Here is a 25,980-nt window from a genome sequence, read left to right on the forward strand (position 1 = left end):
ATTTACTTTTATTGTCCCAGCAGCGCCATCAAACCTGCTTCGTCGAGGATGGTGACGCCGAGTTCTTCGGCTTTCGCGAGCTTGCTGCCCGCATCAAGGCCGGCGACCACGTAGGAGGTCTTCTTCGACACCGAACCGGCTACCCGTCCGCCGGCGGCCTCGATCAGGGCGCCCGCGGCGTCGCGGCTCATGGTCGGCAGTGTACCGGTGAGGACGAAAGTCTTGCCACTCAAATGGCCCTCGGGGGTGGCCGCCGCTTCCGGCAGCTGGGCCAGCAGCTCGGCGCGCAGCTTGGCCAAGGCCGCGATCTTCTCGCGGTTGCTCGGGACCGCCATCCACTCCTCCAGCGCGCCGGAGACGGTTGCAGGCAGGCCGAACACGCCGAACACGTTCAGGTGAGCGAGCGACTCCAGCGACTGGCCAGCCGCGATCAGCTGGCGCGCGCGCGGCTCGGTCAGTTTCGGGATGCCGAGCGCCGCCAGCAGGTTCACTTCGTCCAGCTTCTCGCGCAGCTGCGCCTTCGGGGCGTGCTCGCCCTGCGGCGCCACGCCGGCGGCGAGCAGCGCATTGATCGCCTGCTGGTTCTTCTCTTCCGCGAAGAATTCAGCGATCGCCTCGGCCACCGTGCCGCCGATGTCGGGCAGCACGCGCAGCAGCGCTTCCGGCGCCTGGCGGATCAATTCGAAGCGTCCGAGCCAGTCGGCCAGGGTCTTGGCGGTCGACTCGCCCACGTGGCGGATGCCGAGCGCGAACAGCAGGCGTTCCAATGGCGGATTCTTGCTGGCCGCGATGGCTTCGAGCAAATTGTCGGCCCACTTGGTGGCCACCTTGCCCTGCTTGACGGTCTCCGGCGTCGTCCCTTCGCGCTCGTCGGCCATGCGCTTCATGGTCAGCAGATCGTCGAGCTTCAAGGTGTAGAGGTCGGCCACGCGCTCGATCAGATTGCACTCGACCAGGCTGTCGATGTAGCGGTCGCCCAGGCCCTCGATGTCCATCATGCGGCGGCCGGCGAAGTGGCGGATCGCTTCCTTGCGCTGGGCCGCGCAACTGAGGCCGCCGGAGCAGCGCGCCACCGCCTCGCCCTCTTCACGCACCACGTGCGAGCCGCACACCGGGCAGGTCTTCGGCAGCTCGTAGCGCATCGGCGCGGGTTCGGGACGGCGCTCGAGCACCACCGCCAGCACCTCGGGGATGACGTCGCCGGCACGGCGCACGATCACGGTGTCGCCCACGCGCACGTCCTTGCGCAGCACTTCGTCTTCGTTGTGCAGCGTCGCATTCGTGACGGTCACGCCGCCGACCGACACGGGTACCAAACGCGCCACCGGCGTGATCGCGCCGGTGCGGCCAACCTGCACGTCGATGGCCGACACCACCGTCAGCGCTTCCTCGGCCGGGAATTTATGGGCCAGCGCGAAACGCGGCGCGCGCGACACGAAGCCGAGCGCCGCCTGGTCGGCCACGCGGTCGACTTTATAGACCACGCCGTCGATCTCGTACGGCAGGCCGGCGCGGCGTTCTCCGATATTGCGGTAGTAGCCGAGCAGGCCCGCGGCGCCGTTCACGACAGCGCGCTCTTTCGAGACCGGCAAGCCGAGACGGTCAAACCACGCCAGCACACCGGAATGGGTGTCCGGCAGGTCCGCGCCCTCGAGCAGGCCAATCCCATAAGCGAAGAAGCGCAGCTTCCTTTGCGCGGTGATGCGCGCGTCGAGCTGGCGCAGGCTGCCCGCGGCCGCATTGCGCGGGTTCGCGAATTCCTTCTGCCCCGCGTCGCGCTGGCGCTGGTTCAGGCGCGCGAAGTCTTCCTTGAACATCAGCACTTCGCCGCGCACTTCCAGCACCGCCGGCACCGCGTCGCCATGCAGGCGCAGCGGGATCACGCGCACGGTGCGGATATTGGCGGTGACGTCCTCGCCGGTGTAGCCGTCGCCGCGCGTGGCGGCCTGCACGAAGATACCGTTCTCGTAGCGCAGGGTGATGGCGAGGCCGTCGAATTTCAGTTCGGCCGAGTAGTCGACGCTGTGCACGTCCAGGCCGTCGCGCACGCGGCGGTCGAAGTTGTCGACATCTTCGTCCAGAAAGCCGTTGTTCAGCGACAGCATCGGCACCGAGTGCGTGACCTGCTTGAACTCGGGGATCGGCGCCGCCCCGACGCGCGAAGTCGGCGAGTCGTTCTTGACCGCCTGCGGGTGCGCGGATTCCAGGTCCTGCAGCTCCTTGAACAGGCGGTCGTACTCGGCGTCCGGGATGGTCGGCGCGTCGAGCACGTGGTAGTTGTAGATGTGGCGGTTCAGTTCCTCGACCAGCCACGCCATGCGCTCCTGCACTTCCTTCGGCACCGACACGACGGCTCCTTACACGAACAGGCGCAGCGCGCGCGTGGAACCCGCGGGGATGTCCGAGCCGTCCATCTCCTCGTAGAACTCGCTGACCTGGCCCTTGATCTCTTCCAGGGCCGCGTCCGACAGCGGCTGCTCGAAGTCGTCGACGATGGTCCCGTCCAGGCGCATGGTCAGCTCCTTGGCGCACCTCACCATGGCGCCGAAGCCGTCGCGGCTCGGGGCCACGCAGGGCACGTCGAGCAGCAGGGTCAGGCGGCTGGTGGTATCGGCGCCCAGGGTCACGTTGGTGGACAGGGTGAACAGCACGCCGCCCTCGCCGTCCGGCATCGAGAAGCGGCCGTCAGGACGCACGTCGAAGCCCTGGTTTTCCAGCGCCCCGATCAGGGTCGAGATCGCCCACGGCGCGCCATTCGCCGCCAGGTTCACGCCCAGCTGGGCGTCGTGGCCGGCCACGAAACGGTGCAGGGTGCGCGCCTCGCTCATCACCTCGATCATGTCCGGCACTTCCGGCACCGCGCCGATCTCGTCGGCGACCGCGTGCAGGCGCGTGACCAGTTCCGAGTATTCGATTTCGTTCAGGGCCGTGGTGCGGGTGGCCATCTGGACGCCGGCCTGCAGCTTGGTGTAGACGCCCCCGTGCACGATCGGCTCCCAGTCGCCGCTGACGGCGAAGCCGATGTAGTGGATCGGCTTGTTGCCGACGCGGCGCAGCTTCTGCAGCGCGGGCAGCAGCTTGTCGCCGCGCACCGCACCTTCGATATTCAGCGGGATGATGCAGTCGATCAGCGGGTCGACCAGGCTTTCGGCCAGTTCCGACGGCGGCGTCTCCGGGGTGGTGCCGGGCAGCGGCGCGGCGGGAGTCAGCGAAGCGACCGTGGTCGGCGCGCGCGGCGCCGCCGGCGCTGCCGGGCCGGCGGCCGGCGCGTCGATTGGCGCCAGCGGATCCCTGGCCAGGCCCGGCTCGACGTCGAGCGGCGCCAGCGGGGTTTCGGCGCCGAGGTCGAGCACCGGTTCCTGGCGCTCGACGGCGGCCTGCTCGACCGGCGATTCGCTACTGCGCATCAGGACGTCGTCGTGCTCCGATGCGAAGGCGCGCTCCACGCTTTTCCTGGCGCGGTGCTCCTGCCACTTGTTGTATACGACGACGCCGACGACGAATACGCCGCCCGCCGCGATCATGCTCATTTGGAGATCTGTCATGCTGCTTGTGCCTCAGTTGCGAAGTGAGCGGCGGACTCCATGTCCACCGCCACGATGCGCGATACGCCCTGCTCCTGCATCGTCACACCGATCAGTTGGTTGGCCATCTCCATCGCGATCTTGTTGTGCGAGATGAAGAGGAATTGGGTATGGTCCGACATGCGCTTGACCATGCGGCAGAAGCGCTCGGTATTGGCGTCGTCGAGCGGCGCGTCCACCTCGTCCAGCAGGCAGAACGGCGCCGGGTTCAGGCGGAACATCGAGAACACCAAGGCCGTCGCGGTGAGCGCTTTCTCGCCGCCGGACAGCAGGTGGATGGTCGCGTTCTTCTTGCCCGGCGGCTGGGCCATCACCTGCACGCCGGCGTCCAGGATCTCGTCGCCGGTCATGACGAGTTTCGCCTGGCCGCCGCCGAACAGGATCGGGAACAGTTCCGAGAAATGGGTGTTGACCTTGTCGAAGGTGTCCTGCAGCAGGTCGCGCGTCTCGCGGTCGATGCGGTGGATCGCGTCTTCCAAGGTGGCGATCGCCTCCTGCAGGTCGTTGTTCTGCGAATCGAGGTAGCGCTTGCGCTCGGTGGCCGTGGCCAGCTCTTCCACCGCCGCCAGGTTCACCGCGCCCAGCGCCGTGATGGCGTTGGTCAGGCGCGTCACCTCGCCCTGCAGGTATTGCGGCTTCATGTCCGGCGTAAGCTTGTCCGCCAGCTCGGATTCGACCGCGCCGGTGGTGGCCAGCGCTTCGGCGAACTGTTCCTGGTTCAGGCGCGCGGCCTGTTCCTTCAGCTGCATCTCGGTGATGCGGTCGCGCTGCGGTTGCAGGCTGCGCTCGTTGCCCATGCGCGCTTCCTCGAGCCCGCGCAGCTGCTGGGTGATCTGGTCCAGTTCGTGGCGCGCATCGGCCAGGGCGCGCTCCTGGGTGGAACGGCAGTCCAGCAGTTCCTGCAAGCCTTCGTGGGCGGTGCCGGATTCCAGCGCTTCGAGTTCGAGCCTGCCCGCGCCGAGGCTGGCGCCGACCTGCTCGGCCTGCTGGCTGGCGGTGGCGATGGTGCGCCGCAGTTCCTCGATGCGGGCGCGCTGGGCGCGTTCGGCGAACTGCGCTTCCTGGGCGGCGCGCTCGAGGTCGCGCAGCTTCTGGCGCGCGTCGTTCAGGGCCTGCTCTTTTTCCATGAAGGCGGTCTGGCCATCTTCGTGGGCGCCCTGCAGCTCGGCCAGTTCCATGTCGAGCTGTTCGAATTCCTGCTCGGCTTCCGCCGACAGCTGGCGCTGCTCGGCTTCCTGGGCGGCGATCTCCGACAGGTCGGCCGCGATCTGGCCGCTCCTCTGGTTGAAGCGCGCCTCGATCTCGCTTTGCTTGAGCACCTCGATCTGCAGCGCGTGCACCTCGCGCGTGAGCGACGCGACGCGCTGGCGCGCATCCTGCAAACGGCGCGTCAGGTCGCTCACCGCCGCATCGGCGCGGGTCGCGCGGCTGCGCGCTTCGTCGGCCAGGAGCGCCTGTGCCCGCAGCTGTTTGCCGATGTTGTCGATCTCGTGCTGGCGCGCCAGCATGCCGTCCTGCTCCGCATCCGGCGCGTGGAAGCGCACGCTCGATGCGGTCACCAGGTGGCCCTGGCGCGTGACGAAGGCGCCGCCCGGCGGCAACTGGCCGCGGCTGGCGAAGGCCTCGGCGGCATCTTGCGCCACGTAGACGTGGTGCAGCCAGTCGTTCAGCACCCCGCGCAGGCCCGGGTCGTTCAGGCGCAGCAGGCTGGCAAAGGGTTTTAGCCCGGTGACGGCAACAATCGCAGGAGCGGCCGGCGTTGGCGAATACAGCGCCAGGCGCGCGGGCGGCGCGTCGTTGAAGAAGGCCTTGGCCCAGTCCAGGTTCGACAGTTCCAGCGCGGCCGAGCGCTCGCGCAGCACGGCTTCCAGCGCGGTCTCCCAGCCTTCTTCGACGTCGAGCTTCTGCCACAGGCGCGGCAGGCCGCCCAGCTCGTGCTTCTCGAGCCAGGGCTGGACCTTGCCCTGGGTCTGGACCCGGTCCTGCATCTGGCGCAGCGCGCTCAATCTCGCTTCGAGCTGGGCGCTGGCCGCGCTTTCCTGCGCCACCAGGGCGTGCGCGTCCTTGCGCTCCTGCTCGACCGCATCCTGGCGTGAGGTCGCATCGTCCAGCAGCATCGTCTGCTCTTCCAGCGCCATCTGCTGTTCTTCGAGCTGCATGCGCAGGTTGTCGAGCGTGGCGCTGTCCGGCAGGTTCAGGCCATTCCTCTCTTGCTGCAGGCGCTCGCGCCGGCTCGCCAGGTTCGTCAGGATGCCGGCGGCGTTGCGCTGGTGGGCGCTGGCCAGTTCGATGCGCTGCTGGACGGCCATGATGCGCGCGCGCGATTCGTTGGAGCGTTCCTGCGACTGGCGCCACACGGCTTCCAGCTCCGGCACCCGTTCGCCGGCCGCTTCCACCGCGATCTGCGCGCCTTCGGCCTTCGCGCCCAGCTCTTCCAGCGTCATCCCGGCTTCGTCGAGCTGCTCTTCGAGTTCCTGGCGCTGGTTCAGCCACTGGTCGCGCTGGGCCGTCAGGGTGCCGAGCTGGTTCTGCAGCCGCGTGCGCGACTCGACCACGAACTTGATCTGCGCTTCCAGGCTGCCGATCTCGGAATTGGTCTGGTACAGGGCGCCTTGCGCGGTGTGCAGGCGGTCGCCGATCGCGAAGTGCGACTGGCGCATGTGTTCGAGTTCGACTTCGACATTGCGCAGCTTGGCCGTCTGCGCCTCGAGCGCTGTCTGCGCTACCTCGACTTCGCGGAAGAACTTCAGTTGCTCCGCCTTGGCTTCGTTCTTGCGCAGCAGCCAGAGGAGCTTCTGTTTTTCTTCCTGGTCGGCCTGCAACTGGTGGAAGCGGTTCGCCACCGCCGCCTGGGCTTCGAGCTTTTCCAGGTTGGCGTTCAGTTCGCGCAGGATGTCCTCGACCCGCAGCAGGTTCTCGCGCGTGTCGGACAGCCGGTTCTCGGTCTCGCGGCGGCGTTCCTTGTACTTGGAGACGCCGGCCGCCTCTTCCAGGAACACGCGCAGCTCTTCGGGACGCGATTCGATGATGCGCGCGATCATGCCCTGGCCGATGATCGCGTAGGCGCGCGGGCCCAGGCCCGTGCCGAGGAAGATGTCCTGGATGTCGCGCCGGCGCACCGGCTGGCCGTTGATGTAGTAGGTCGAGGTGCCGTCGCGCGTCAGCGTACGCTTGACCGCGATCTCGGCATACTGGCCCCACTGGCCGGACGCCTTGCCGTCGCTGTTGTCGAACACCAGTTCGACCGAGGCGCGGCCCGAGGGCTTGCGGTGGGTGGAGCCGTTGAAGATGACGTCCTGCATCGACTCGCCGCGCAGCTCCGACGCCTTGGATTCGCCCAGCACCCAGCGCACGGCGTCGATGATGTTCGACTTGCCGCAACCGTTCGGGCCGACCACGCCCACGAGCTGGCCGGGCACCTGGAAATTGGTGGGATCGACGAAAGACTTAAATCCCGACAATTTGATGGAGGAGAGGCGCACGTGCTGGAGAAAGCGATGGAGTCGTCAAAGGCCCCATCATACCATCTGTTGCGTAGCTTTCAGCCAATATTGGCCTTGCGAACCCGACAATTCAGGATGCGGCTTGCATGGGGCCGTGGCTGGCGTCGTTCATGGCCGCCTCCCCCGCCGCCTGGGTCAGCACGCGGCCGACCACGCCCTCGGGCGCCAGCACCCGGATGCTGCCGGCGCGGAAGCCGTCGAGCAGGCGCTCGGCCGGCAGCGAAAACGCCTCCTTCTTGCCGGCGCCGGAGAAGATGAACAGGGTGCGCAAGGGGCTGACCCAGGCCAGCTTGAGCTTGCGGATGCCTTCCTTGCCGTTGAACTCGACCCGCATGCCGCGCACCAGCGCGGCCAGCGAGGCGGCCGCCGGGTCTTTCTGGCGCTCTTCCTGCACCGCCTCTTCCTGTGCGGCGGCCTGCTCCTGGGCGATGCGGCGCATGGCGTCCTGCTGGGCCGCTTCCACGGCGAGCTCCAGCTGGCGCTCGGGCGACACTTCGATCGGCGCGCGCACGATGCTGGCGTGGCACTCGGCCAGTTCGGCGAAGAACTGCAGGCGCTCGGCGTCCTGCCACCTGGTGGCGTCGAGCCATTTGTTGAGGGTGGTGAGCAGCCCCGGCAGGCGGCTGATGAGCGCCTTGCGCTCTTCGTTGGTGGCCTTGGGCTTGACGCTCCAGATCAGCTCATCCATGGCGCGGGTGGCGTTGTCGATGGCGCCGGGCTTGCTATCCTCGATGGTGTAGGCCAGGGTGAGCACCGGGGTCCAGCGCTGTTCCAGGAAGGCGCCGACCAGGGCCACCACCTGCTCGCCGGCCAGGCGCGTCGCCACCGCCTTCTTTGCCGAACGGGTCGCGGCGGCCTGCTTCTCCTGGCGCGTGGCCTGGGCGATCGGGCCGGCAATCGCGCGCTCCTCGATGCGCTCACGCTCGGCGATGCCGGCCTCGAGTTCGGCCACCGCGGCGGCGAACGCTTCCGGCTGCGCTTGCTGGCGCACCTTCTCGACGCCGCGGCGCATCGCGCGGTAGACCGGATCGTCCTCGCCGCCCTGCTGCTCCCAGCCGACGTTCGACAGCAGGTCGAGCATGCGCCGCGCCGGGTGCTGCTCCTCGAAGAAGAAGCTGCGGTCCTTCAGGGCCGCCTTCAGCACCGGCACCTGCAGGAAGGCGATCAGCTCGCGCGTCTCCTGGGGGATCGATTCGTCCAGCAGCACGGTCTCGAAGATCCGCGACAGCAGGTCGAGCGTGGTCTCGTCGCCGCGCGACAGGCTGCCCTGGGGCAGGCTTTGTTTCAGGCGCGGCAGGTAGAAGACGTCCTGGGCTGGGGTGGAAGCCTGTGCGGCGGCCTGCGCGGCGGGCACGGTGGCGAAGCCGCCGGCCGCGAGTTTTTCCAGCACCTCGATCAGCGGCGCGGGGATGGCGGCCATGGGGACGCCGGCCGGGGCGGCCACGCCCGCCGGGACGAACTGCGTGGCCACGTGCTGGCCGGCCGCCTGGCCTGGCGCGCCCTGCGCTGCGGTCTGCGGGCCGGCTTGCGGCGCCGGATTCGGCGCCATCGTCGGCGCCGGCGCGGCGACCGCGAAACCGGCCGCCCCGCTCGGCCGCCAGCCGCCGCTGCCCTGCGGCAGGTTGGCGATCAGCGGAATATCGAGGTCGGCGCCCGGGGCCGCATCGGCGCCGCCGAACAGCTGGCGCAGGCCTTCGCTGACGGCCGCGTCGCGGCGCGCGCGGGCGGCCCTGGCGGCGGCGCTGTCGTCGGTCTTGGCGAAGCGCTCGGCGCCGCGCGCGGGTTTGAGCTTGTCGGCCAGCAGCTCGAGCAGGGGACCGAACTCGAACACCACACCCTGGCGCAGCAGCGGCAGGATCAGTTCGTGCGAACCGGTATCGGGCTCGAACTCGCGCCAGGCGTCCTGCAGGGCGCGCAGGAAGACCTCGGGGCGGAAAGGATTGTGCGAGGCGCGCACCAGGTCGCGCCCCAGCAGCAGGCCGAGGCGCACGCCCAGGCCGGCGAGGGGTTCGGAACAGGCGATGTCGAAGGGACGGCTGATGCCGGAGAAAGCGACCTGGTCGTCCATCTCTTCCATCGGCACCAGGCTCAGGGTCAGGGGCGCTTGTTTGACCTGCTTGTTATTGGCGGGCAGGAGCAGCGCGGCTTCCTTGCGCAGGGCCAGCTCGATGCCGGTCGAGGCCAGGTGCACGTAAGCGTAGGAATTGTCCTTGAGGAGATTGCCGGAACGGATGCGCCGTACGGCGAGCCCGGTGTCGGTGCCGGCGGCGGTCATGTCGAGCAGCAGCGCCGACATGCGCTGCACCACGTCGGGCAGCGCCTCGGTGGCGTGGGTGGCGGCCACGGCGACAAGCTCGTCCAGCGCTGCCTGCTGCGCAGCGGCGGCCTTGCGGACTGCGGGTGTCTGGGCGGTGGAGCTGTCCATGGGCGTGACCGAAGGGGGTTTCTGTCATTGTGCCACATAATTTCCACATGGCAATAGGAATCGTGCAAATCGTCGCAGTTTTGCAAGTGCGGGGCAGTGCCGGGTCAGATTTCTTTCCTTGAGTTTGTCCTCAAGCGTCCTACACTGGATCACGCCAAGGTCCGATGGCGGTTCATCATTACGGCAAGCATGATGAGTCACCGGACACGCCACGGCGCCCCGTCGGTGGCACGGCAAGTCAGGGTCTTTCCCTCACATTGAAAGGAATAGCACATGGTCTCGAATCAAGGTAAATCCAAGCAGGGCGGCAACGCCAAACAACAGTCGGAAGCCGGTCGCCAGGGCGGCAGCAAGCAGTCGGGCTCCGGCTCGGGTTCGCGTTCGGGCGGTGGCAGCGGCGGCGTCCAGGGCGGCACGCCGGAACAGCACGCCGAGGCTGGCCGCCAGAGCCACAAGAACGACAAGAACCGCTGAACGCTCGATCAATGGTCCCGTTGGCCCACCGTCGCAAGGCGGTGGGCCTGTTCATTTGGCTGTGTTCGCGTTAACTATGCATTCACAGCCACTTTCACTGGATTTGTCGTACCGCAGCACCTAGCCACTGCGCTGGTGTACGCAACGCGTGCGCATCCAGTAATCGCTGCCACCCCGAATAATTCGCCAGGTAGCGGCTGGCCACGCCCTTGAAGCGCACCAGCCAGTTCTTGAAGCGGCTGTGCCAGCCGTTCACGTTCTGGATGTGGATCGCGCCGCGTGCGCGCCGGCCCGCCCGCACGTTGATGGATTCGTGCATGATTCCGGCGTCGAGGGCAAACCGGACATAGGCCGCTGCGCCATCGCTGATGAGCAGCCCGTCGCCCGGCAGCACCGGCTGCAGGCAGGTATGTAATTGCGCAGCGGTCACGGGACCACGTCCGGTATGAAAGTCCAGCGTCGTGCCGATGCGGTCACGCGCCACCAGCAGGCAATCATGCTCGCGGTTGATGCCGCGCCGCCGGGCCGCGCCACCACGCTTGCGCGGCGGGCGCGACAAGGTGCGCGAACCCTTCTGCGATTCGAGGCGGTAGGTTTCGTCGGCCTCCACGATTCCCGTCAATGCTGCGGGCCGGTGCCGGGCGGCGCCCGGCGCGAATCGGTGGCGCCAGCGAAAACTCGTCGTGCGATGCACGCCGGTCGCGAGCGCCGCGTCGCGCACGGTGCGCGATTCCAGCAAACACTTGATATAAGGCAGCCAGCACTCGCGCTTGCGCAGCCGGGCCAGCGGCGTGCCGGTCAGCGCATTGAAGGAGCGGCGACAACCCAGGCAGCGATAACGCTGCAGGCCGCTGGCGAAGCCGGAGCGGTGCAAACGCGCGCAAGCACAATGTGGACAGGGCCGGCCTGCCGCGGCCGCTTCAATGAGCGCCAGGCAATCGGCCGGGTCGCGGATGCTGTCGAGCCAGTCGCGCAGCCGGGCCAGATCGGTGCTGGACAATGGCGCGGCGGTCAGAAAAGCAAACAATTCGTCGAAGCGCGGGCCTTGCATCGTCACTCCAGATGAGTTAACTCGACGATGCGTAGGACTCCGACAACGCGATTTGGTTCACCTACCTATCGCGAACACAGCCTTTCATTTCCCGGTCAGATATTGCGCAGCATGCCCCCCTTGGGCGGACGGAAGTCGCGCACGTCGTTGACCAGGCCGGCGGCCTTGGCGTCGCGCGAATTCAGGTGCAGGTCCGAATACTGGTGGATCGCCCACTGCTCGGGCGTGAGTTCGACGCATTTGCGCAGGATCGATTCGGTGCGGGCGTCGTCGGCGCGCAGGCCTTCGACGATGATGTTCAGGGCGTCGGGACGCGAGCCGGGCGAGGCCGTCGCGTGCGACTTGTGCACCATGAAGCGCGCGGTCTCGCTGCAATAGCGCTCGCTGCCGGACAGGTAGAGGATCACGGCGATCGACGCCACCGCCCCGCCGTTGTACATCACGAACTTGATCGGCGAGTTCGCCAGGAAGTTATACAGGCACAGGCCGTCGCTGACGTAGCCGCCGTTCGACTGCACCATGATATGGGCGGTCTCGATGCCGTCTTCGGTCATCATCGACACCGCCTCGAACACGCGGTGCACCATGTCACTGTTGACGTCGCCAGACAGGGTGAACCAGGCTTCCTTTACTCCTTGCGCTTTGTCTTCGCTCATTGTCATGTCCCACTGCAAAGTGTGTGCGATAAGTGTAGCAAAACACGTCGAAACATCACTTTGCCCCTGCCCCAATAGTGTGCGGCAATGCTTTGCAGCAATCATTTCAGGACCGTCTCTCCCCTATGGCGACCCACCCCTCCGGTTGACACCGAACGGAGGGTGGCATATGCTCCGCAGTCTTGACCGGGAGAGCGCAGGAACACCTGCCGCCGAAGGGGCACTACCCACAAACTCTCAGGCACAAAGGACTGGTCAGGGAGCGGCAGCGCAAGGCGCGGCCGGCTCACACTCTGGAGAGCGGCGCCGCAGACACGGCGCCCACCGAAGGGGCAGGCGGCGATGCCGCTATCTCTCAGGTACCAAGGACAGAGGGGATACAGGCGCCGGCGACGGTGCACGCAACCCTATTCACTGCCCGAGGATTCCATGACGCTCAAAGCGACCCCGCTCAATTCCGCACACCGCTCCCTCGGAGCCAAGATGGTCGACTTCGGCGGCTGGGACATGCCGGTCAACTACGGTTCCCAGATCGAGGAACACAACGCGGTCCGTACCGACGCGGGCATGTTCGACGTCTCGCACATGTGCGTGGTGGACCTCAAGGGCGCCAACGTGCGTCCATTCCTGCGCGGCCTGCTGGCCAACAACGTCGACAAGCTGCAGGTGCCGGGCAAGGCCCTGTACTCGGCCATGCTGAACCCCGAGGGCGGCGTGATCGACGACCTGATCGTCTATTACTTCAGCGAAGACTGGTTCCGCCTGGTGGTCAACGCCGGCACCGCCGAGAAGGACGTGGCGTGGATGAACCAGCAGAACGACGCCACCGGTTCCGGCATCACCATCACCCAGCGCCGTGACGGCAATGATCCGATCGCCCTGATCGCCGTGCAGGGCCCGAACGCCCGCGCCAAGGTGTGGCAGGTGCTGCCGACTACGCAGGCGGCGTCGGAACCGCTGAAACCGTTCAACGTCGTGATCGTCCCGGACACCCAGTTCGGCGAAGTCATGGTCGCGCGCACCGGCTACACCGGCGAGGACGGCTTCGAAGTCGGCGTCTCGGCTTCCCAGGTCGAGGCGCTGTGGAACGGCTTCGCGGCCGCCGGCATCAAGCCGGCCGGCCTGGGCGCGCGCGACACCCTGCGCCTGGAAGCCGGCATGAACCTGTACGGCCAGGACATGGACGACAATGTGAACCCGCTCGACGCCGGCCTGGCCTGGACAGTCGACATGGTGTCGGAGCGCGACTTCATCGGCAAGGCGGCGCTGCAGGCCAAGGGCCAGCAGGCGAACTTCGTCGGCCTGATCCTGCGCGAAAAAGGCGGCATCCTGCGCGCCCACCAGAAAGTGATCGCGGCTTCCGGCAACGTCGGCGAGATCACCAGCGGCACCTTCAGCCCGAGCATGCAGCAGGCGATCGCCCTGGCGCGCGTGCCGCTGGACGTGGCGATCGGCGACACCGTGCACGTGGAAATCCGCGACAAGAAGCTGGCCGCGTCGGTGGTCAAGCTGCCGTTCGTGCGCAACGGCAAAGTGCTCGCCGCCTGAACAGAATAAACAGAACAAACCGTTATACTACCCGCCTCACCCAACCCGGAGCCTGACAATGAACATCCCAACCGACCTGAAATACACCGAGTCCCACGAATGGGTCCGCCGCGAGGCTGACGGCACCCTGACCGTCGGCATCACCGAGTACGCGCAGGACGCGCTCGGCGACATCGTGTTCGTCGAACTGCCGCAGGTCGGCAAGGCATTCACGGCCGGCGACGACGCCGCCGTGGTCGAGTCGGTCAAGGCCGCCAGCGACATTTACGCGCCGGTCTCGGGCACCGTCACCGCCGTCAACCAGCCGGTCGCCGATGCGCCGGATTCGATCAACAGCGACGCCTTCGGCGCCTGGCTGTTCAAGCTGCAGCCGAGCGACGCCGGCGCGTACGACAAGCTGCTGGACGCCGACGCCTACGGCAAGACCACCGGCAACTGACCCGGTATTGAATGACGGTGCGCCTGCGGGCGCACCTTTTGTTTTGCGGCCCCGCCCCGATCTCCTCCGAATCTCCCCTGCTCTCCTGAATTGACCATGACCCGCTCCAGCCTTACCCAACTCGAAGCGCGCGACTCCTTCATCCCGCGCCATATCGGCCCGTCCGAATCCGAACAGGCAGCCATGCTGTCGACCCTCGGCTACGCCTCGCGCGCCGCCCTGATCGACGCGGTCGTGCCCGCGAACATCCGCCGCAGGGACACGATGGACCTCGGCCCCTTCGTCGAACCGCGCAGCGAGGAAGACGCGCTGGCGACGTTGAAGGCGTTGGCGTCGAAGAACAAGGTCATGAAGTCGATGATCGGCCAGGGCTACTACGGCACCCACACGCCGAAGGTCATCCTGCGCAACATCTTCGAGAACCCGGCCTGGTACACCGCCTACACCCCGTACCAGCCGGAGATCTCGCAGGGCCGCCTGGAAGCGATCCTGAACTTCCAGCAGATGATCACCGACCTGACCGGCATGGGCATCGCCAACTCGTCGATGCTGGACGAAGGCACCGCCGCCGCCGAAGCCATGACCCTGCTGCAGCGCGTCGGCAAGTCGGCTTCGAAGGTGTTCTACGTGGCCGACGACGTGCTGCCGCAGACCCTGGAAGTGGTGCAGACCCGCGCCAAGCCGATCGGCGTCGAGGTGCGCGTGATCGCCGCCGCCGAGATCGAGAAACTGGAAGAGAGCTGCTTCGGCGTGCTGCTGCAATACCCGGGCGTGAACGGCGAAGTGCGCGACTACCGCGCCGCCGTGGAACACCTGCACGCCGCCGGCGCGATGGTGGTGGTGGCCGCCGACCTGCTGGCCCTGACCGTCCTCGAAGCACCGGGCGCCTGGGGCGCCGACGTGGTCGTCGGTAACAGCCAGCGCTTCGGCGTGCCGCTCGGTTTCGGCGGCCCGCACGCCGGCTACCTGGCCACCCGCGACGAATACAAGCGCAGCATGGCCGGCCGCCTGGTCGGCGTGACGGTCGATGCGCAAGGCAACCAGGCCTACCGCCTGGCCCTGCAGACCCGCGAGCAGCACATCCGCCGCGAGAAAGCGACCTCGAACATCTGCACCGCCCAGGTGCTGCTGGCCGTGATGGCCGGCATGTACGCGGTCTACCACGGCCCGCAAGGCCTGAAGCAGATCGCCGGTCGCGTGCACCGCCAGACCGCGATCCTGGCGCGCGGCCTGCAGCAGGTCGGCGCCGAAGTCGTCAACACCACCTGGTTCGACACCCTGACCATCAAGGGCGATGCAAGCGCGCTGCACGCCGCAGCCGAAGCCGCCGGCATCAACCTGCGCCGCATCGACGACCAGCACGTCGGCGTGTCGCTCGACGAAACCACCACCCGCGACGACCTGGCCAAGCTGTTCGCCATCTTCGGCAATGGCCAATCGGTCGATATCGACGCCCTGGACGAGGACGTCTCGGACGCCTTCCCGGCCGCCCTGGCCCGCACCACCGCCTACCTGACCCACCCGACCTTCAACCGCTACCACGCCGAGCACGAGATGCTGCGCTACCTGCGCGGCCTGGCCGACAAGGACCTGGCGCTCGACCGCACCATGATCCCGCTCGGCTCGTGCACCATGAAGCTGAACGCGACCTCGGAGATGATCCCGGTCACCTGGCCCGAGTTCTCGAACGTCCACCCGTTCGCGCCGAACGACCAGACCGTCGGCTACCGCGAGATGATTGACCAGCTGGAAGCCATGCTGTGCGCCGCCACCGGCTACGCCGCGATTTCTCTGCAGCCGAACGCCGGCTCGCAGGGCGAGTACGCCGGCCTGCTCGTCATCCAGAAATACCACGAGTCGCGTGGCGAAGGCCACCGCAACATCTGCCTGATCCCGTCCTCGGCCCACGGCACCAACCCGGCGTCGGCCAGCATGGTCGGCATGAAGGTCGTGGTCACCGCCTGCGACGACAACGGCAACGTGGACCTGGCCGACCTGAAGGCCAAGGCCGAGCAGTACAGCAAGGACCTGGCCTGCGTCATGGTCACCTACCCGTCGACCCACGGCGTGTTCGAAGAGGGCATCAAGGAACTGTGCGAGATCGTGCACCAGCACGGCGGCCAGGTCTATGTCGACGGCGCCAACATGAACGCGATGGTCGGCGTGGCGGCGCCTGGCGCTTTTGGGGGCGACGTCAGCCACCTGAACTTGCACAAGACCTTCTGCATCCCGCACGGCGGCGGCGGCCCCGGCGTCGGCCCGATCGGCGTGGGCGCCCACCTGGCTCCGTTCCTGCCGAACCAGCTGTCGACCGGCTACGTCCGTGACGAACAGGGCATCGGCGCGGTCAGCGCCGCGGCCTACGGCTCGGCGTCGATCCTGCCGATCTCGTGGATGTACATCGCGATGATGGGCGCCGCAGGCCTGACCGCCGCGACCGAAGTGGCGATCCTGAACGCCAACTACATCGCGCGTCGCCTGGCCCCGCATTACCCGGTGCTGTACACCGGCCACGACGGCCTGGTCGCCCACGAGTGCATCATCGACCTGCGCCCGCTGCAGGACAAGACCGGCATCTCGAACGAGGACGTGGCCAAGCGCCTGATGGACTTCGGCTTCCACGCCCCGACCATGAGCTTCCCGGTGCCGGGCACCCTCATGATCGAGCCGACCGAGTCGGAATCGAAGGCCGAGCTGGACCGCTTCATCGAAGCGATGATCACCATCCACGCCGAGATCGTGAAGGTCGAGCGCGGCGAGTACGACAAGATGGACAACCCGCTCAAGGGCGCCCCGCACACCGCGGACGTGGTGACCGCCGACGACTGGCAGCACACCTACACCCGCGAGGTGGCGGCCTTCCCGGTGGCCTCGCTGCGCAAGAAGAAGTACTGGCCGCCGGTCGGCCGCGCGGACAACGTGTACGGCGACCGCAACCTGTTCTGCGGCTGCGCGCCGATCAGCGACTATGAGTAAGTAGGACGGTTACTTGCGGCTCGATGCGAGCCGCAAGTGCGCGCGTTCGTGACGGCGGCGTTCCCTGGGCAAGTCCCGGGAAACGCCGCTTTCCTTTTGTGGCGCCGGTTTCATCGGCGCGGCAGCAGGGGTCTCGGGGTCGTCCAGGCGGAAGCTGGCCACCGTGCGCGACAGCGACAGCGCGTGGGTCTGCAGGGTGCGCGCCGCGGCCGCCGCTTCTTCCACCAGCACGCAGTTGCGCTGGGTGACTTCGTCCATGCGCACGATCGCCGCGTCGACCTCGCGCAGGCGCGCGCCCTGCCCCAGGCTGTCGGTCTGGATCCGGCCGACGATGTCCTCGACGGCGCGCACCGAACCGGAGACCTGGGCCAGGCTGCTGCCGGCGGCGAGCGCCGAACCGGCGCAGCGGTCGATCTCGAGCACGGAGCGCGCCGCCAGTTCGCGCACTTCGCGCGCCGCGCCGGCCGCGCGCTGGGCCAGCTGGCGCACCTGGCCGGCGGCGTCGGCAAACGCGCGTCCCGCCTCGTCGCTGCGCGCCGCATCCAGCGCGGCGTTCAGCGCCAGCGAGCCGGCTTCGCTGGCGATGGCGTCGATGGCGCCCGCCACCTCGGCCGCGCGCAGCGCATCTTCCTTCACCGCCGCCATGGTCGCGGCCAGGCATTCCACATTGATCTTGCCGAACTGCGCGCTGTGGGCCGCGCTGCGCGCCAGGCCATCGGCGCTGAGGGCGTCGTCATGGCCGGCGCGCGCCGCTTCGTGCAGCGACTGGATCGAGGCCGCAGTCTCGCGCAGCGCGCGCTGGCGGTACACGGCGCGGCCCTGCATGCCCAGGCTGCCCAGGGTGATGTCGCGCGAGGCGCTGCCGATGGTGCGTGCCGATTCCAGCACCGAACGCAGGGTGCCGCTCAGGTTGCGGATGCCGGCGTCCAGCGCGCGCGAAGTCTCGCCGATCTCGTCGCGCCCATAGTCGTGTTCGCGGATGGTGAGGTCGCCCTTGGCCAGGCCGAGGGCGGCGGCCCCGATGGCCCGGATGTCGCGCAGCAGCACGCGCCGCACCGCCATCGTGATCGCCAGCGACACGCCGACCGCCAGCACCACCACCACCGGCATCAGGGCGGCGCTGAGGCGGAAGTCGGCGGCGGCGCTGTCCGAGGCTTGCTCCGACAGCTCGCGTTCGAGCGCCGCCAGCATCGCCATGCGCTGGGCCATCAGGGCAAAGGCGGCTTCCGGCTTGATCATGGCGTTGGCGCCGATGGTCTCGTCGGACTCGGCCAGCTCGACCACTTCGCGCGCCGCCTTCACATAGACCAGGTGGGCGCTGGCGGCCTGTTCGACGTAGCGGCGTTCGCGGCTCCCGGGCGGGGTCAGGCGGCTCAGCGCGGCGAATGAACGTTCGATGGCCTCGTGCTGGCGCTTGACGCCGGCGGCCAGGCCCTCGATCCGGCTGTGCGAAAAGCTGCTGCCGAGCCAGGTGAGCAGCTTGTAGGTGTCGGCATGCACGCGCTGGGCCTGTTCGGCCAGGCCGGCCGCGCTGCGCATCTGGACCGCGCGCGGGCCGACGATGTCCTGCAGAGAGGCATGCTGGCGCACCATCGCGTAATAGGCGCCGCTCGACAGCAGCACCAGGAGCAGCAGGACGACGCCTGGTGCGAGCAGCAGCTTGGGACCGATCTTCAGGCGCGACAGCATGATGCCTCCATGGTGTTGACAGCGCCCTATTTCCTGAGCGCATTCAGCCAATCTACGCGGTTCATTCCCGGGAAGATTTGCGCTGGCGCAGACCGGCTATGGCGGACGTGGCAAAGCGCAAACAGCTGTCCCAGGAAACATCGATGCCCGCTGGAGTTCCGAATACGGCATCAGCCCGGTTACACTGTCGGCATGAGATTCGGGAACATCGCAGCCCCCCTGCGCCGCCACGGCCGCCTGCTCGCCGTGTGCGGGCTGTCGGTCCTGCTGCACGCGGCCGTCATCGCGTGGCTCGATACGCGGATGTCGGCGCCGCTGCCCCTGATCGGCAACGCGCCGCTGGCGGTGCGGCTGGCCGGCGTCGCACCCGCAGCACCTCCCGCACCCGCCCCTCCCGCCACGCCTGCGGCCGCCCCCGCGACAGCCACGCCGGACTTGCCGGCCCCTGCGCCGCTGCAGGCCGATGCACCCGCCGCCATCCCCTTGCAGGCCGCGGCTGCGCAGCCGTCCCCGGCGCCGGCCGGCGGCGGCGTCGCAGCGGTCGAGATGCCGAGCCGCTACCGGGTCGCGGTGCCCCCCAGCGCGTCCTTGCGCTATGAGGTGCGCGGCGGCGCAGGCAGCGCCGGTGAAGCGACCCTGAACTGGGAAACCGACGGCGTCGGTTACCGCCTGGCGGTGGACGGCATCCTGGGAGACATCGAGAGCGAAGGCGCCACCGACGACGCCGGCATTGCGCCGCGCCAGGCCCGCTACCGCCAGGGCGCCGGCAGCGCCGGCATCGCCTTCGACCGGGAGCGCGGCGCGATCGTGCTGGAAAGCCTGGGACGCAGCGTGCAGGACGCCACGGGCAGCCAGGACGGCGCCACGCTGCTGATGCAACTGGTGGGCATCGGGCTGGCCGATCCGGACCAGATGCAGGATACGGTCGATCTCTACGTGGGGCGGCCGGATGGGGCGGCGGTGGAACGCTTCCAGGTGCTGGGGCGGGAGAGAATCACCACGCCGCTGGGGGCGATGGAGACGCTGCACTTGGCGCGGGCCGGCAAGGCGGCGCTCGAGGTCTGGCTGGCGCCGGGACAGGGCTGGCTGCCGGTGCAGCTGCGGGCGACGGCGCCGGATGGCAGCGTGCGCACGCAAGTAATCAAGCAGATCGTGCGGCAACCCGCACCGTAACTTCTTCCGTTAGCCGAAAGACCGTCGCACCGGCCTGCGCCGGTGCGACGGATCGAGGGCTAACGAATCAACCCAGCTTCGCCGCGTGCTCGCGCGTCGCGTGGAAGGTCAGCTTCGGCCAGCGTTCCTGGGTCAGGCGCAGGTTGACGCCGGACGTGGCCAGGAAGGCCATATTGCCCGCCGCATCGTAGGCAACCTGGTGCCCCAGCTGGTTCTCGAAGTCCGACAGCGACTTCTTGTCCTCGCTCGACACCCAGCGCGCGCTCGAGATGCTGCTGCTTTCGAACACGGCGTCCACGCCGTATTCGTTGAGCAGGCGGCTGGCCACGACCTCGAACTGCAGCACGCCGACCGCGCCCAGGATCAGGTCCGAACCCAGCACCGGCTTGAACACCTGCACCGCGCCCTCTTCGCCCAGCTGCTGCAAGCCCTTGTGCAGCTGCTTGACCTTCAGCGGATTCCGGATGCGCACCGTGCGGAACAGCTCCGGCGCGAAGTACGGGATGCCGGTGAAGGTCAGCAGCTCGCCTTCCGAGAAGCTGTCGCCGATCTGCATATTGCCGTGGTTCGGCAGGCCGATGATGTCGCCCGCGTAGGCTTCCTCGACCTGTTCGCGGCTCGACGCCATGAAGGTCACCACCGACGAGAGCTTGACTTCGCGGCCGAGGCGCAGGTGCTTGACCTTCATGCCCTTCTCGAAGCGCCCCGAGCATACGCGGAGAAAAGCGATGCGGTCGCGGTGGGCCGGGTCCATATTGGCCTGGATCTTGAACACGAAGCCGGAGAACTTCGGCTCGACCGGCGCGACCGCGCGCACGGTGGCGTCGCGTTCGCGCGGCGCCGGAGCCCAGTCGACCAGGGCCGAGAGGATCTCGCGCACGCCGAAGTTGTTGATCGCGGAGCCGAAGAATACCGGGGTCTGCACGCCCGACAGGAAGCGCTCGAGGTCGAACACGTGGGAGGCGCCGTGCACCAGTTCCACTTCCATCTTGAGCTGCTCGATCTCGAGCGGGAACATCTCGGCCAGTTTCGGGTTGTCGATGCCCTTGACGATCTCGAAGGCGCCGTCGGCCTTTTCCTCGCCCGCCTTGAACAGCATGATCTCGTCCTTCAGCAGGTGGTAGACCCCGCGGAAGTTCTTGCCCATGCCGATCGGCCAGGTCACCGGCGCGCACTCGATCTTCAGCACCGACTCGACCTCGTCGAGCAGCTCGAGCGGATCGCGGGTCTCGCGGTCCATCTTGTTCATGAAGGTGACGATCGGGGTGTCGCGCATGCGGCAGACGTCGAGCAGCTTGATGGTCTGCTCTTCCACGCCCTTGGCCGCGTCGATCACCATCAGCGCCGAGTCGACCGCGGTCAGGACCCGGTAGGTGTCTTCCGAGAAGTCCTGGTGGCCCGGGGTGTCGAGCAGGTTGATCACGTGCTCGCGGAACTCGAACTGCATCACGGACGAGGCGACCGAGATGCCGCGCTGCTTCTCGATGTCCATCCAGTCCGAGGTCGCGTGGCGGCCGCTCTTGCGGCCCTTGACGGTGCCGGCCAGCTGGATCGCGCCCGAGAACAGCAGCAGCTTCTCGGTCAGCGTGGTTTTACCGGCGTCGGGGTGGGAAATGATGCCGAAGGTGCGGCGGCGCGCGGTTTCGCGCGCGATCTGGCCGGCCTGGCGGTCGCTGTTGGTGTTCGTACTGCTGGCGCCATCGGCGCTGGCAGCGCTGTCGTCGGCGGTGAAATCGGTGTCGTTGGCCATAGTCGAGCCTTGCAAATCGGCCCAGGTAAGAAAACCCTCGATTTTACCGATTCCGGCGCGCCCCGTGTGAAGATTCGCGCCCCGGCGTGCCAGCCGGGGCGCGCAGTACCATCACACGCTCATTCGCGCACCCGGCGCACGCCCGAGCGGCGGGTCGGGATCTTGACCGCCGAGGTGGTCGGCACCTTGATGATGCCGCCGGTGGCCGGCGTCGCCAGCGTGTAGGTCGAGCCGTCCGGCAGGCTGATGTCGGTCGAACCCACCACGCCCGCATTGTTCGATAGTGTCTGGCCGCTGCCCTTGCCGGTGCACAGGTCGAAGCCGTAGATGTTGGACGTGCCGCCCACCGAGCAGGACGAGGACGAACTCGGGATGTTGGTCACGACCCGCAGCGTGCCGAGCACGATATTGGGGTCGAGGTTGACGCGCTCGCCCGCGTTGCGGTCGAAGTCGACGTACCAGCCGGCGTGCTTCGACAGGTCGACCGCAGCGCCGTCGCTGGCGTACAGGTCGCCCGCCGCGGTGGTGGTCTTGGTCAGGGTCATCTTGATCATGCTGGACGTTGTCCGCCACTGGGCCGCGCTCACCGCCACACCGGTGTCGCCCAGCACATAGGCCGATTGCACCGCCGTGTTGCCGATGTCGCCGATGTCGAGCAACCGTCCGGTGCCGAAGGCCACGACGCGCTGTACGTCCAGCGTCTTGCTGCCGTCGGTGTTGGTGCGTTCGACCTGGCACAAGGCCACGTCCGGACGGGTGGTGATCGGCTGGTTGGCGCCGGCGTCGCCCATCTTGATGGTGCGCACCGTGCCGGGGCTGGTGAAGTCGAAGCGCCACATCTGGCCCTGGTTGTCGCCCCCGTAGACATAGGTGACCAAAGGATCGATGGTCGGGTTCTCGGTGATCGCGGTGATCTTGGCGAAGCCCGAGGGCGTGGTGGTGGTGCCGGCATTGGTGCTGATCCGGTCCAGCACCTGCCCGGTCGCGACGTCCACCACGAACAGGAAGCCCTTGCCGCTGCCGGTATTCACGCCGTCGGTTCCCGGGATATTGTTGTAGCCCGAAGTCAGGAACACCACCCAACGCTCGGCGCCGCTGGCGTTCTTCCAGGTGCCGAACTGCGCGTTGCCGAAGGACAGGCCGATCTCCGGCTCGTAGTTGATGCCACTGCAGACGCTGGCGTCGGCGCACAATTCCCACAGCCCGCGCGGCTGGGCCGGATCGGTGACGTCGAGCGCATAGTAACCGCGTCCGCCGGCGTTCAGGCCGCCGACCAGCACGGTGCGCCATTCGCCGTTGATCTGGACGTCGGCCGTTTCCGGCGAACCGTCCACGGTGTACTGGTGGTTGACGCCGTAGTTGACGCTCGCCTGCAGGTGCAGCTTCTTCATCGTGATGCGCGGCACGTAAGCCCACAGCTCCTCACCATCGGTGGATGCGAAGGCGTGCAGCATGCCGTCGTTGGCCGCGGCGTAGACGGTGCCGGGACGGTCGGCGTTGTCCACTGCGAAGTCCTCGTAGCCGGCGCGCGGATACTTCTTGCGCGGATCGCGCACGAAGGCCGGCTTGGCCGATGCGATGTCGCCCAGCACCAGCGGCACGGTGCTGCTCATGCCCTGCGGGATGGTCTCGGAGCGGGAGTAGGCGCGCATCACGGTGTCGTCCGCGTACTGCTGCTGCCCGCGCAGCCAGTTGACGACGTTGGCGCCGCTATTGACGATCGCGCGATTGGTGCTCGACAAGTTGGCGCACTGCGACATCGCGCCGCACTTGTTGTCGAACCAGGCACGTTCGCCCGCCGACATCTCCGCGTAATCGAAGTCCTTCAGCGCGCGGGTGCCCACGTCCAGCATCAGGATCCGGCGCGAGTCCGCGCTGTCTTCCACCTTGCGGCCGACCACGGTCGAGGAATTCCACAGGTCGTTCGCGCCAACGTCGCCGGTGACCGGATCGATCGCACGCTTGGTGAGCTGGCCGAACCATTTCACCGTGGTGAAGGTGGCGGAGTAGATGTCGTTGTCGTACTGGGACACGTTTGGGGTCGAGGTGGCGGACGCCGCCGCGGCGCCCGACTTGACCTCAATGTTCGACAGCGCCGAACGCAGGCCCTCGACCACCTGCAGCGGATCGGACGCCGAGAAATACTTGCCATGGCCGTTGATGGCCGCGTGCCACAGGTCGTCCACCCGCGACTGGTAGGCAGCCGAGCCGCCGTTGTCGCCGGTCTTCGGGTCAGGCCACACGTATGCGCCGCCGCCGTTCCACGGACAGCCGCTGGTGACGCCCGTGATCAGCTTGTAGAAGTCACCGCCCTCGCGCACCGCGGTATCGTAGTTCGGCTCGTAGTTCATGATGCCGTCCACGCCCAGGCCGAGGGTATAGGTCTTCATGTGCAGCCGCTGGTTCTCTCCCGGCGCGGCCGGCACCAGGCCCGGCCTGGTCCAGTCTTCCATGGCCGGACGCAGCGAAGTCGTGTCGTCGTTGGAGCCGCCGTTGTACCAGTACAGGGCGACGTCGGCCAGCGAGTTGGCGGTCTGGGAGGTAGCGTCCACGCACCCCTTGGAGCGCAGGCAGAAACGGCTTGCGCTTTCCGTCTCGTCGTTGCTGACCACCGTGGCCGCGGCGTTGCCGTTCCAGTAGCCGTCGGTGGTGACGATGGTGAAGTTCTGCTGGCACGGGAATTTCACCACCTGGTTGTCGCCCTGGTATTCATAGGGCGCCTGGTTGGCGTAGAGCTTGCCGATCGCGTGCAGGGCCTGGCGGATGGGGGTCGACTGGCTGCCGTTCATCGCGTACAAGGTGTCGTACCAGTTGGAGCGGTGGGTGCCGGAGAAGCGGTTCGGCTTCATCATGCTGCCTTCGGCGGCCGCGCTCGAGAGCGAAGTCAGGCCGACGTTGTAGTTGTCGCCGATCGGCTGGAAGGCCTGGCCGACGGTCGTCTTCATCATCTGGTTGCGCGTCTTGTAGTACGCGTACCAGTTGGCGAAGTTGGTCATTTCCTCGTCGTAGCTGCAGCTGGTCTCGGCAGCGCAGTCGCTGCGGCCCAGGCTCTTCGGATAGCTGCTGCGGCTCGAGACGATGTCCGTGCGCACGAAGACCGAGGCGCCCAATTCCGTCACCGAGGTCGGGATGCCGTCGCTGACCGCGGCGCTGACGGAGAAGCCGAGGTAGGTGGTGCGGCCGCTGGTGTTGTTGGTCGGCAAGTTGCCGGTGATGTTCTTGCCTTCGGCATCGGCCGCGCTATCGACCAGGCAGAGCGCTGTATTGGGCGCCGCCTGGCAGATCGCGCCGCTGCCGCTGGTCCCGCCCACCCACGCCCGCACCGTGCCCTTGGTGCCGATCTTGTCGCGGAGCGCGGCAGCCACTGCGGCCGCGTTGATGCCGCGGTTGAAGGTCAGGCTGCTGGAGAACATGGCGACGCCGCCGTAGTTGAGCTGGGACTGGACCTGGTTCTTGGTGGGGTTGGTGCTGCCACTGACGTAGAGCAGCGCCGTCGAGGCGGTGCCGGACGACACGGACAGGGTGGTGCCCGCACGGCTGCCGTCCTTGAGCAGCGTACAGGTCGGCACCGGCTTGCCGCTGGTTCCGCTCGGGCAGCTGATCGGCACCACCGCCACCACATTCGTGCCGTCGAGGGTGATGCCGTAGGTCGAGCAGGCCGGCACCCCGCCGCCGGTGGGCGTCTTGACACAGGCGGTGTAGGGCTGGGCCAGGCCGGCCTTGGCAATGATCGAAGCTGCCAGGGCATTGGCCACCGCCTGCTGCTTGGCGGCGGTGTTGGTGCCGCTGGCGGCGGTGACGGCGACGTTGGTAATGACCACCGAACCGGCGGGGCCGCTCGCGGTGACGCTGCTCAGGGTCATCGCGCTGGTGCTGGTGGAGGCGCCAATGGCGATGGTGCCGTACCACTCGGCCGGGCGATTGGGATCCGAATAGCGCGGGTACTTGAAATTGCCGACGTACTTGGCCTGGCAGTTGGTCAGGGCGCGCGAGTCGCACCAGCGCACCCGGGCAGGGTAGGGATAGCCGGCGGGTGCGGTGGCGTTGACCGCGGTCACGCGGCAATTGGTGAGCGCCTGGTCGCTGCAGTATTCGGCGACGTTGATCAGGTAGTAATAGGGGTTGGCGGTGAAGCTCTGCGCCGTGTACCGCTCTTCGTTGGGAAACACATAGCCGATGGTATTGGCGCTGCAGTTGCCGCTGCCGTCGCACCAGCGCAGGTCGGGAAAGCCGCTCACCAGGTTGGTGTTATTGGCACCCGCCCCGGTCAGGTCGGTGCGGTTGACGTTGAAGCCGTCGGTGGTGACCGAGGTCCAGCCGCCGGTGGCGCTGCGGGTCTGGCTCGTAAAACTGCTGCCGTCGGCGCGCACCGGCGGCAGGTAGCGCACGCGCGGGTCGTAGTACTGCTTGTTGAAGTCCGGACTGGCGAAGGGTGGGTCGCCGATGCGGCAGCCGCGGATCCCGGCCGCGATGGTCTCGCGCGCGCGGCAGCTGGTGCCGTCGTCGACGTAGTCGGGCGTGAAGGCGCTGCTCATCGAGCCCGAGTTATCGTAGAGGAGCATCAGGTTCGGCTTCACCGTGCCGCTGCCGGTCATGTTCAGCAGCGGCAGGTTGGCGATCTCGGTCGGGCCGGCGTAGGCCGGCGCCAGCAGGGCGCCGAGGGCGGTGAAGACCGCCAGCGCGGACAGGATGCGGGAGAAAATACGGTTCAT

Annotated in this window: 14 protein-coding genes and 2 riboswitches; of the genes, 5 read left to right on the plus strand and 9 right to left on the minus strand. The window is 67.6% G+C overall.

Annotated features, from left to right (window positions below):
* Positions 1 to 8 precede the first annotated feature (8 nt).
* The 4 genes from ligA to LQ564_RS24510 form a co-directional block, all read right to left on the minus strand.
* The gene (gene ligA, locus LQ564_RS24495) at positions 9 to 2,348 is read right to left on the minus strand and encodes an NAD-dependent DNA ligase LigA (RefSeq protein WP_503827158.1); all 2,340 of its coding nucleotides are present in this window, start codon (positions 2,346 to 2,348) and stop codon (positions 9 to 11) included.
* Between the two features lie 9 nt (positions 2,349 to 2,357).
* Positions 2,358 to 3,545 carry a cell division protein ZipA C-terminal FtsZ-binding domain-containing protein gene (locus tag LQ564_RS24500; protein ID WP_231060740.1) on the minus strand — a complete coding sequence of 396 codons (1,188 nt, stop codon included), beginning with the start codon at positions 3,543 to 3,545 and terminating at the stop codon, positions 2,358 to 2,360.
* Entirely contained in the window at positions 3,542 to 7,066 is a 3,525-nt protein-coding gene (gene smc, locus LQ564_RS24505) for a chromosome segregation protein SMC (protein WP_231060741.1), read from the minus strand. Before smc ends, LQ564_RS24500 begins: the two co-directional genes overlap by 4 nt.
* A gap of 91 nt (positions 7,067 to 7,157) precedes the next feature.
* Positions 7,158 to 9,512, minus strand: coding sequence for a DUF1631 family protein (locus LQ564_RS24510; protein WP_231060742.1), 2,355 nt, complete (start codon positions 9,510 to 9,512; stop codon positions 7,158 to 7,160).
* Positions 9,513 to 9,785: 273 nt separating this feature from the next.
* On the opposite strand from LQ564_RS24510, the gene LQ564_RS24515 reads away from it, so the two are divergent.
* Positions 9,786 to 9,986 carry a hypothetical protein gene (locus LQ564_RS24515; RefSeq protein ID WP_231060743.1) on the plus strand — a complete coding sequence of 67 codons (201 nt, stop codon included), beginning with the start codon at positions 9,786 to 9,788 and terminating at the stop codon, positions 9,984 to 9,986.
* A 94-nt stretch (positions 9,987 to 10,080) separates the two neighbouring features.
* Here the strand turns inward: LQ564_RS24515 and LQ564_RS24520 are convergent, their stop codons facing one another.
* Both LQ564_RS24520 and LQ564_RS24525 read right to left on the minus strand, forming a co-directional pair.
* The gene (locus LQ564_RS24520) at positions 10,081 to 11,037 is read right to left on the minus strand and encodes an IS1595 family transposase (protein ID WP_231060744.1); all 957 of its coding nucleotides are present in this window, start codon (positions 11,035 to 11,037) and stop codon (positions 10,081 to 10,083) included.
* A gap of 95 nt (positions 11,038 to 11,132) precedes the next feature.
* Positions 11,133 to 11,693, minus strand: a complete 561-nt coding sequence (locus LQ564_RS24525) for an ATP-dependent Clp protease proteolytic subunit (RefSeq protein ID WP_231060745.1) — start codon at positions 11,691 to 11,693, stop codon at positions 11,133 to 11,135.
* Positions 11,694 to 11,870: 177 nt separating this feature from the next.
* Positions 11,871 to 11,957: riboswitch (glycine riboswitch) on the plus strand.
* 19 nt (positions 11,958 to 11,976) lie between these two features.
* Positions 11,977 to 12,075: riboswitch (glycine riboswitch) on the plus strand.
* Between the two features lie 47 nt (positions 12,076 to 12,122).
* Here LQ564_RS24525 and gcvT point away from each other — a divergent pair.
* The 3 genes from gcvT (at position 12,123) to gcvP (ending at position 16,656) form a co-directional block, all read left to right on the plus strand.
* Positions 12,123 to 13,241, plus strand: a complete 1,119-nt coding sequence (gcvT, locus tag LQ564_RS24530; protein ID WP_231060746.1) for a glycine cleavage system aminomethyltransferase GcvT — start codon at positions 12,123 to 12,125, stop codon at positions 13,239 to 13,241.
* Between the two features lie 58 nt (positions 13,242 to 13,299).
* Positions 13,300 to 13,680, plus strand: coding sequence for a glycine cleavage system protein GcvH (gene gcvH, locus LQ564_RS24535; protein ID WP_231060747.1), 381 nt, complete (start codon positions 13,300 to 13,302; stop codon positions 13,678 to 13,680).
* Between the two features lie 96 nt (positions 13,681 to 13,776).
* On the plus strand, positions 13,777 to 16,656 hold the full coding sequence (gene gcvP / locus LQ564_RS24540; protein ID WP_231060748.1) for an aminomethyl-transferring glycine dehydrogenase: 2,880 nt from the start codon (positions 13,777 to 13,779) through the stop codon (positions 16,654 to 16,656).
* A gap of 9 nt (positions 16,657 to 16,665) precedes the next feature.
* Here the strand turns inward: gcvP and LQ564_RS24545 are convergent, their stop codons facing one another.
* Complete coding sequence (locus tag LQ564_RS24545; RefSeq protein WP_231060749.1) at positions 16,666 to 18,345, minus strand: methyl-accepting chemotaxis protein; 1,680 nt, start codon at positions 18,343 to 18,345, stop codon at positions 16,666 to 16,668.
* A 192-nt stretch (positions 18,346 to 18,537) separates the two neighbouring features.
* On the opposite strand from LQ564_RS24545, the gene LQ564_RS24550 reads away from it, so the two are divergent.
* Positions 18,538 to 19,518: a DUF3108 domain-containing protein gene (locus LQ564_RS24550; protein ID WP_231060750.1), complete on the plus strand. Its 981-nt coding sequence runs from the start codon at positions 18,538 to 18,540 to the stop codon at positions 19,516 to 19,518.
* 67 nt (positions 19,519 to 19,585) lie between these two features.
* On the opposite strand, the gene LQ564_RS24555 is transcribed toward LQ564_RS24550, so the two are convergent.
* Together LQ564_RS24555 and LQ564_RS24560 are read right to left on the minus strand one after the other, a co-directional pair.
* The gene (locus tag LQ564_RS24555; protein WP_231060751.1) at positions 19,586 to 21,268 is read right to left on the minus strand and encodes a peptide chain release factor 3; all 1,683 of its coding nucleotides are present in this window, start codon (positions 21,266 to 21,268) and stop codon (positions 19,586 to 19,588) included.
* Positions 21,269 to 21,387: 119 nt separating this feature from the next.
* Positions 21,388 to 25,980 (minus strand): pilus assembly protein, encoded by a 4,593-nt coding sequence (locus LQ564_RS24560; RefSeq protein ID WP_231060752.1) that lies wholly within the window; start codon positions 25,978 to 25,980, stop codon positions 21,388 to 21,390.

It is taken from the genome of Massilia phyllostachyos, assembly GCF_021044825.1.
Taxonomy (GTDB): domain Bacteria; phylum Pseudomonadota; class Gammaproteobacteria; order Burkholderiales; family Burkholderiaceae_D; genus Telluria; species Telluria phyllostachyos.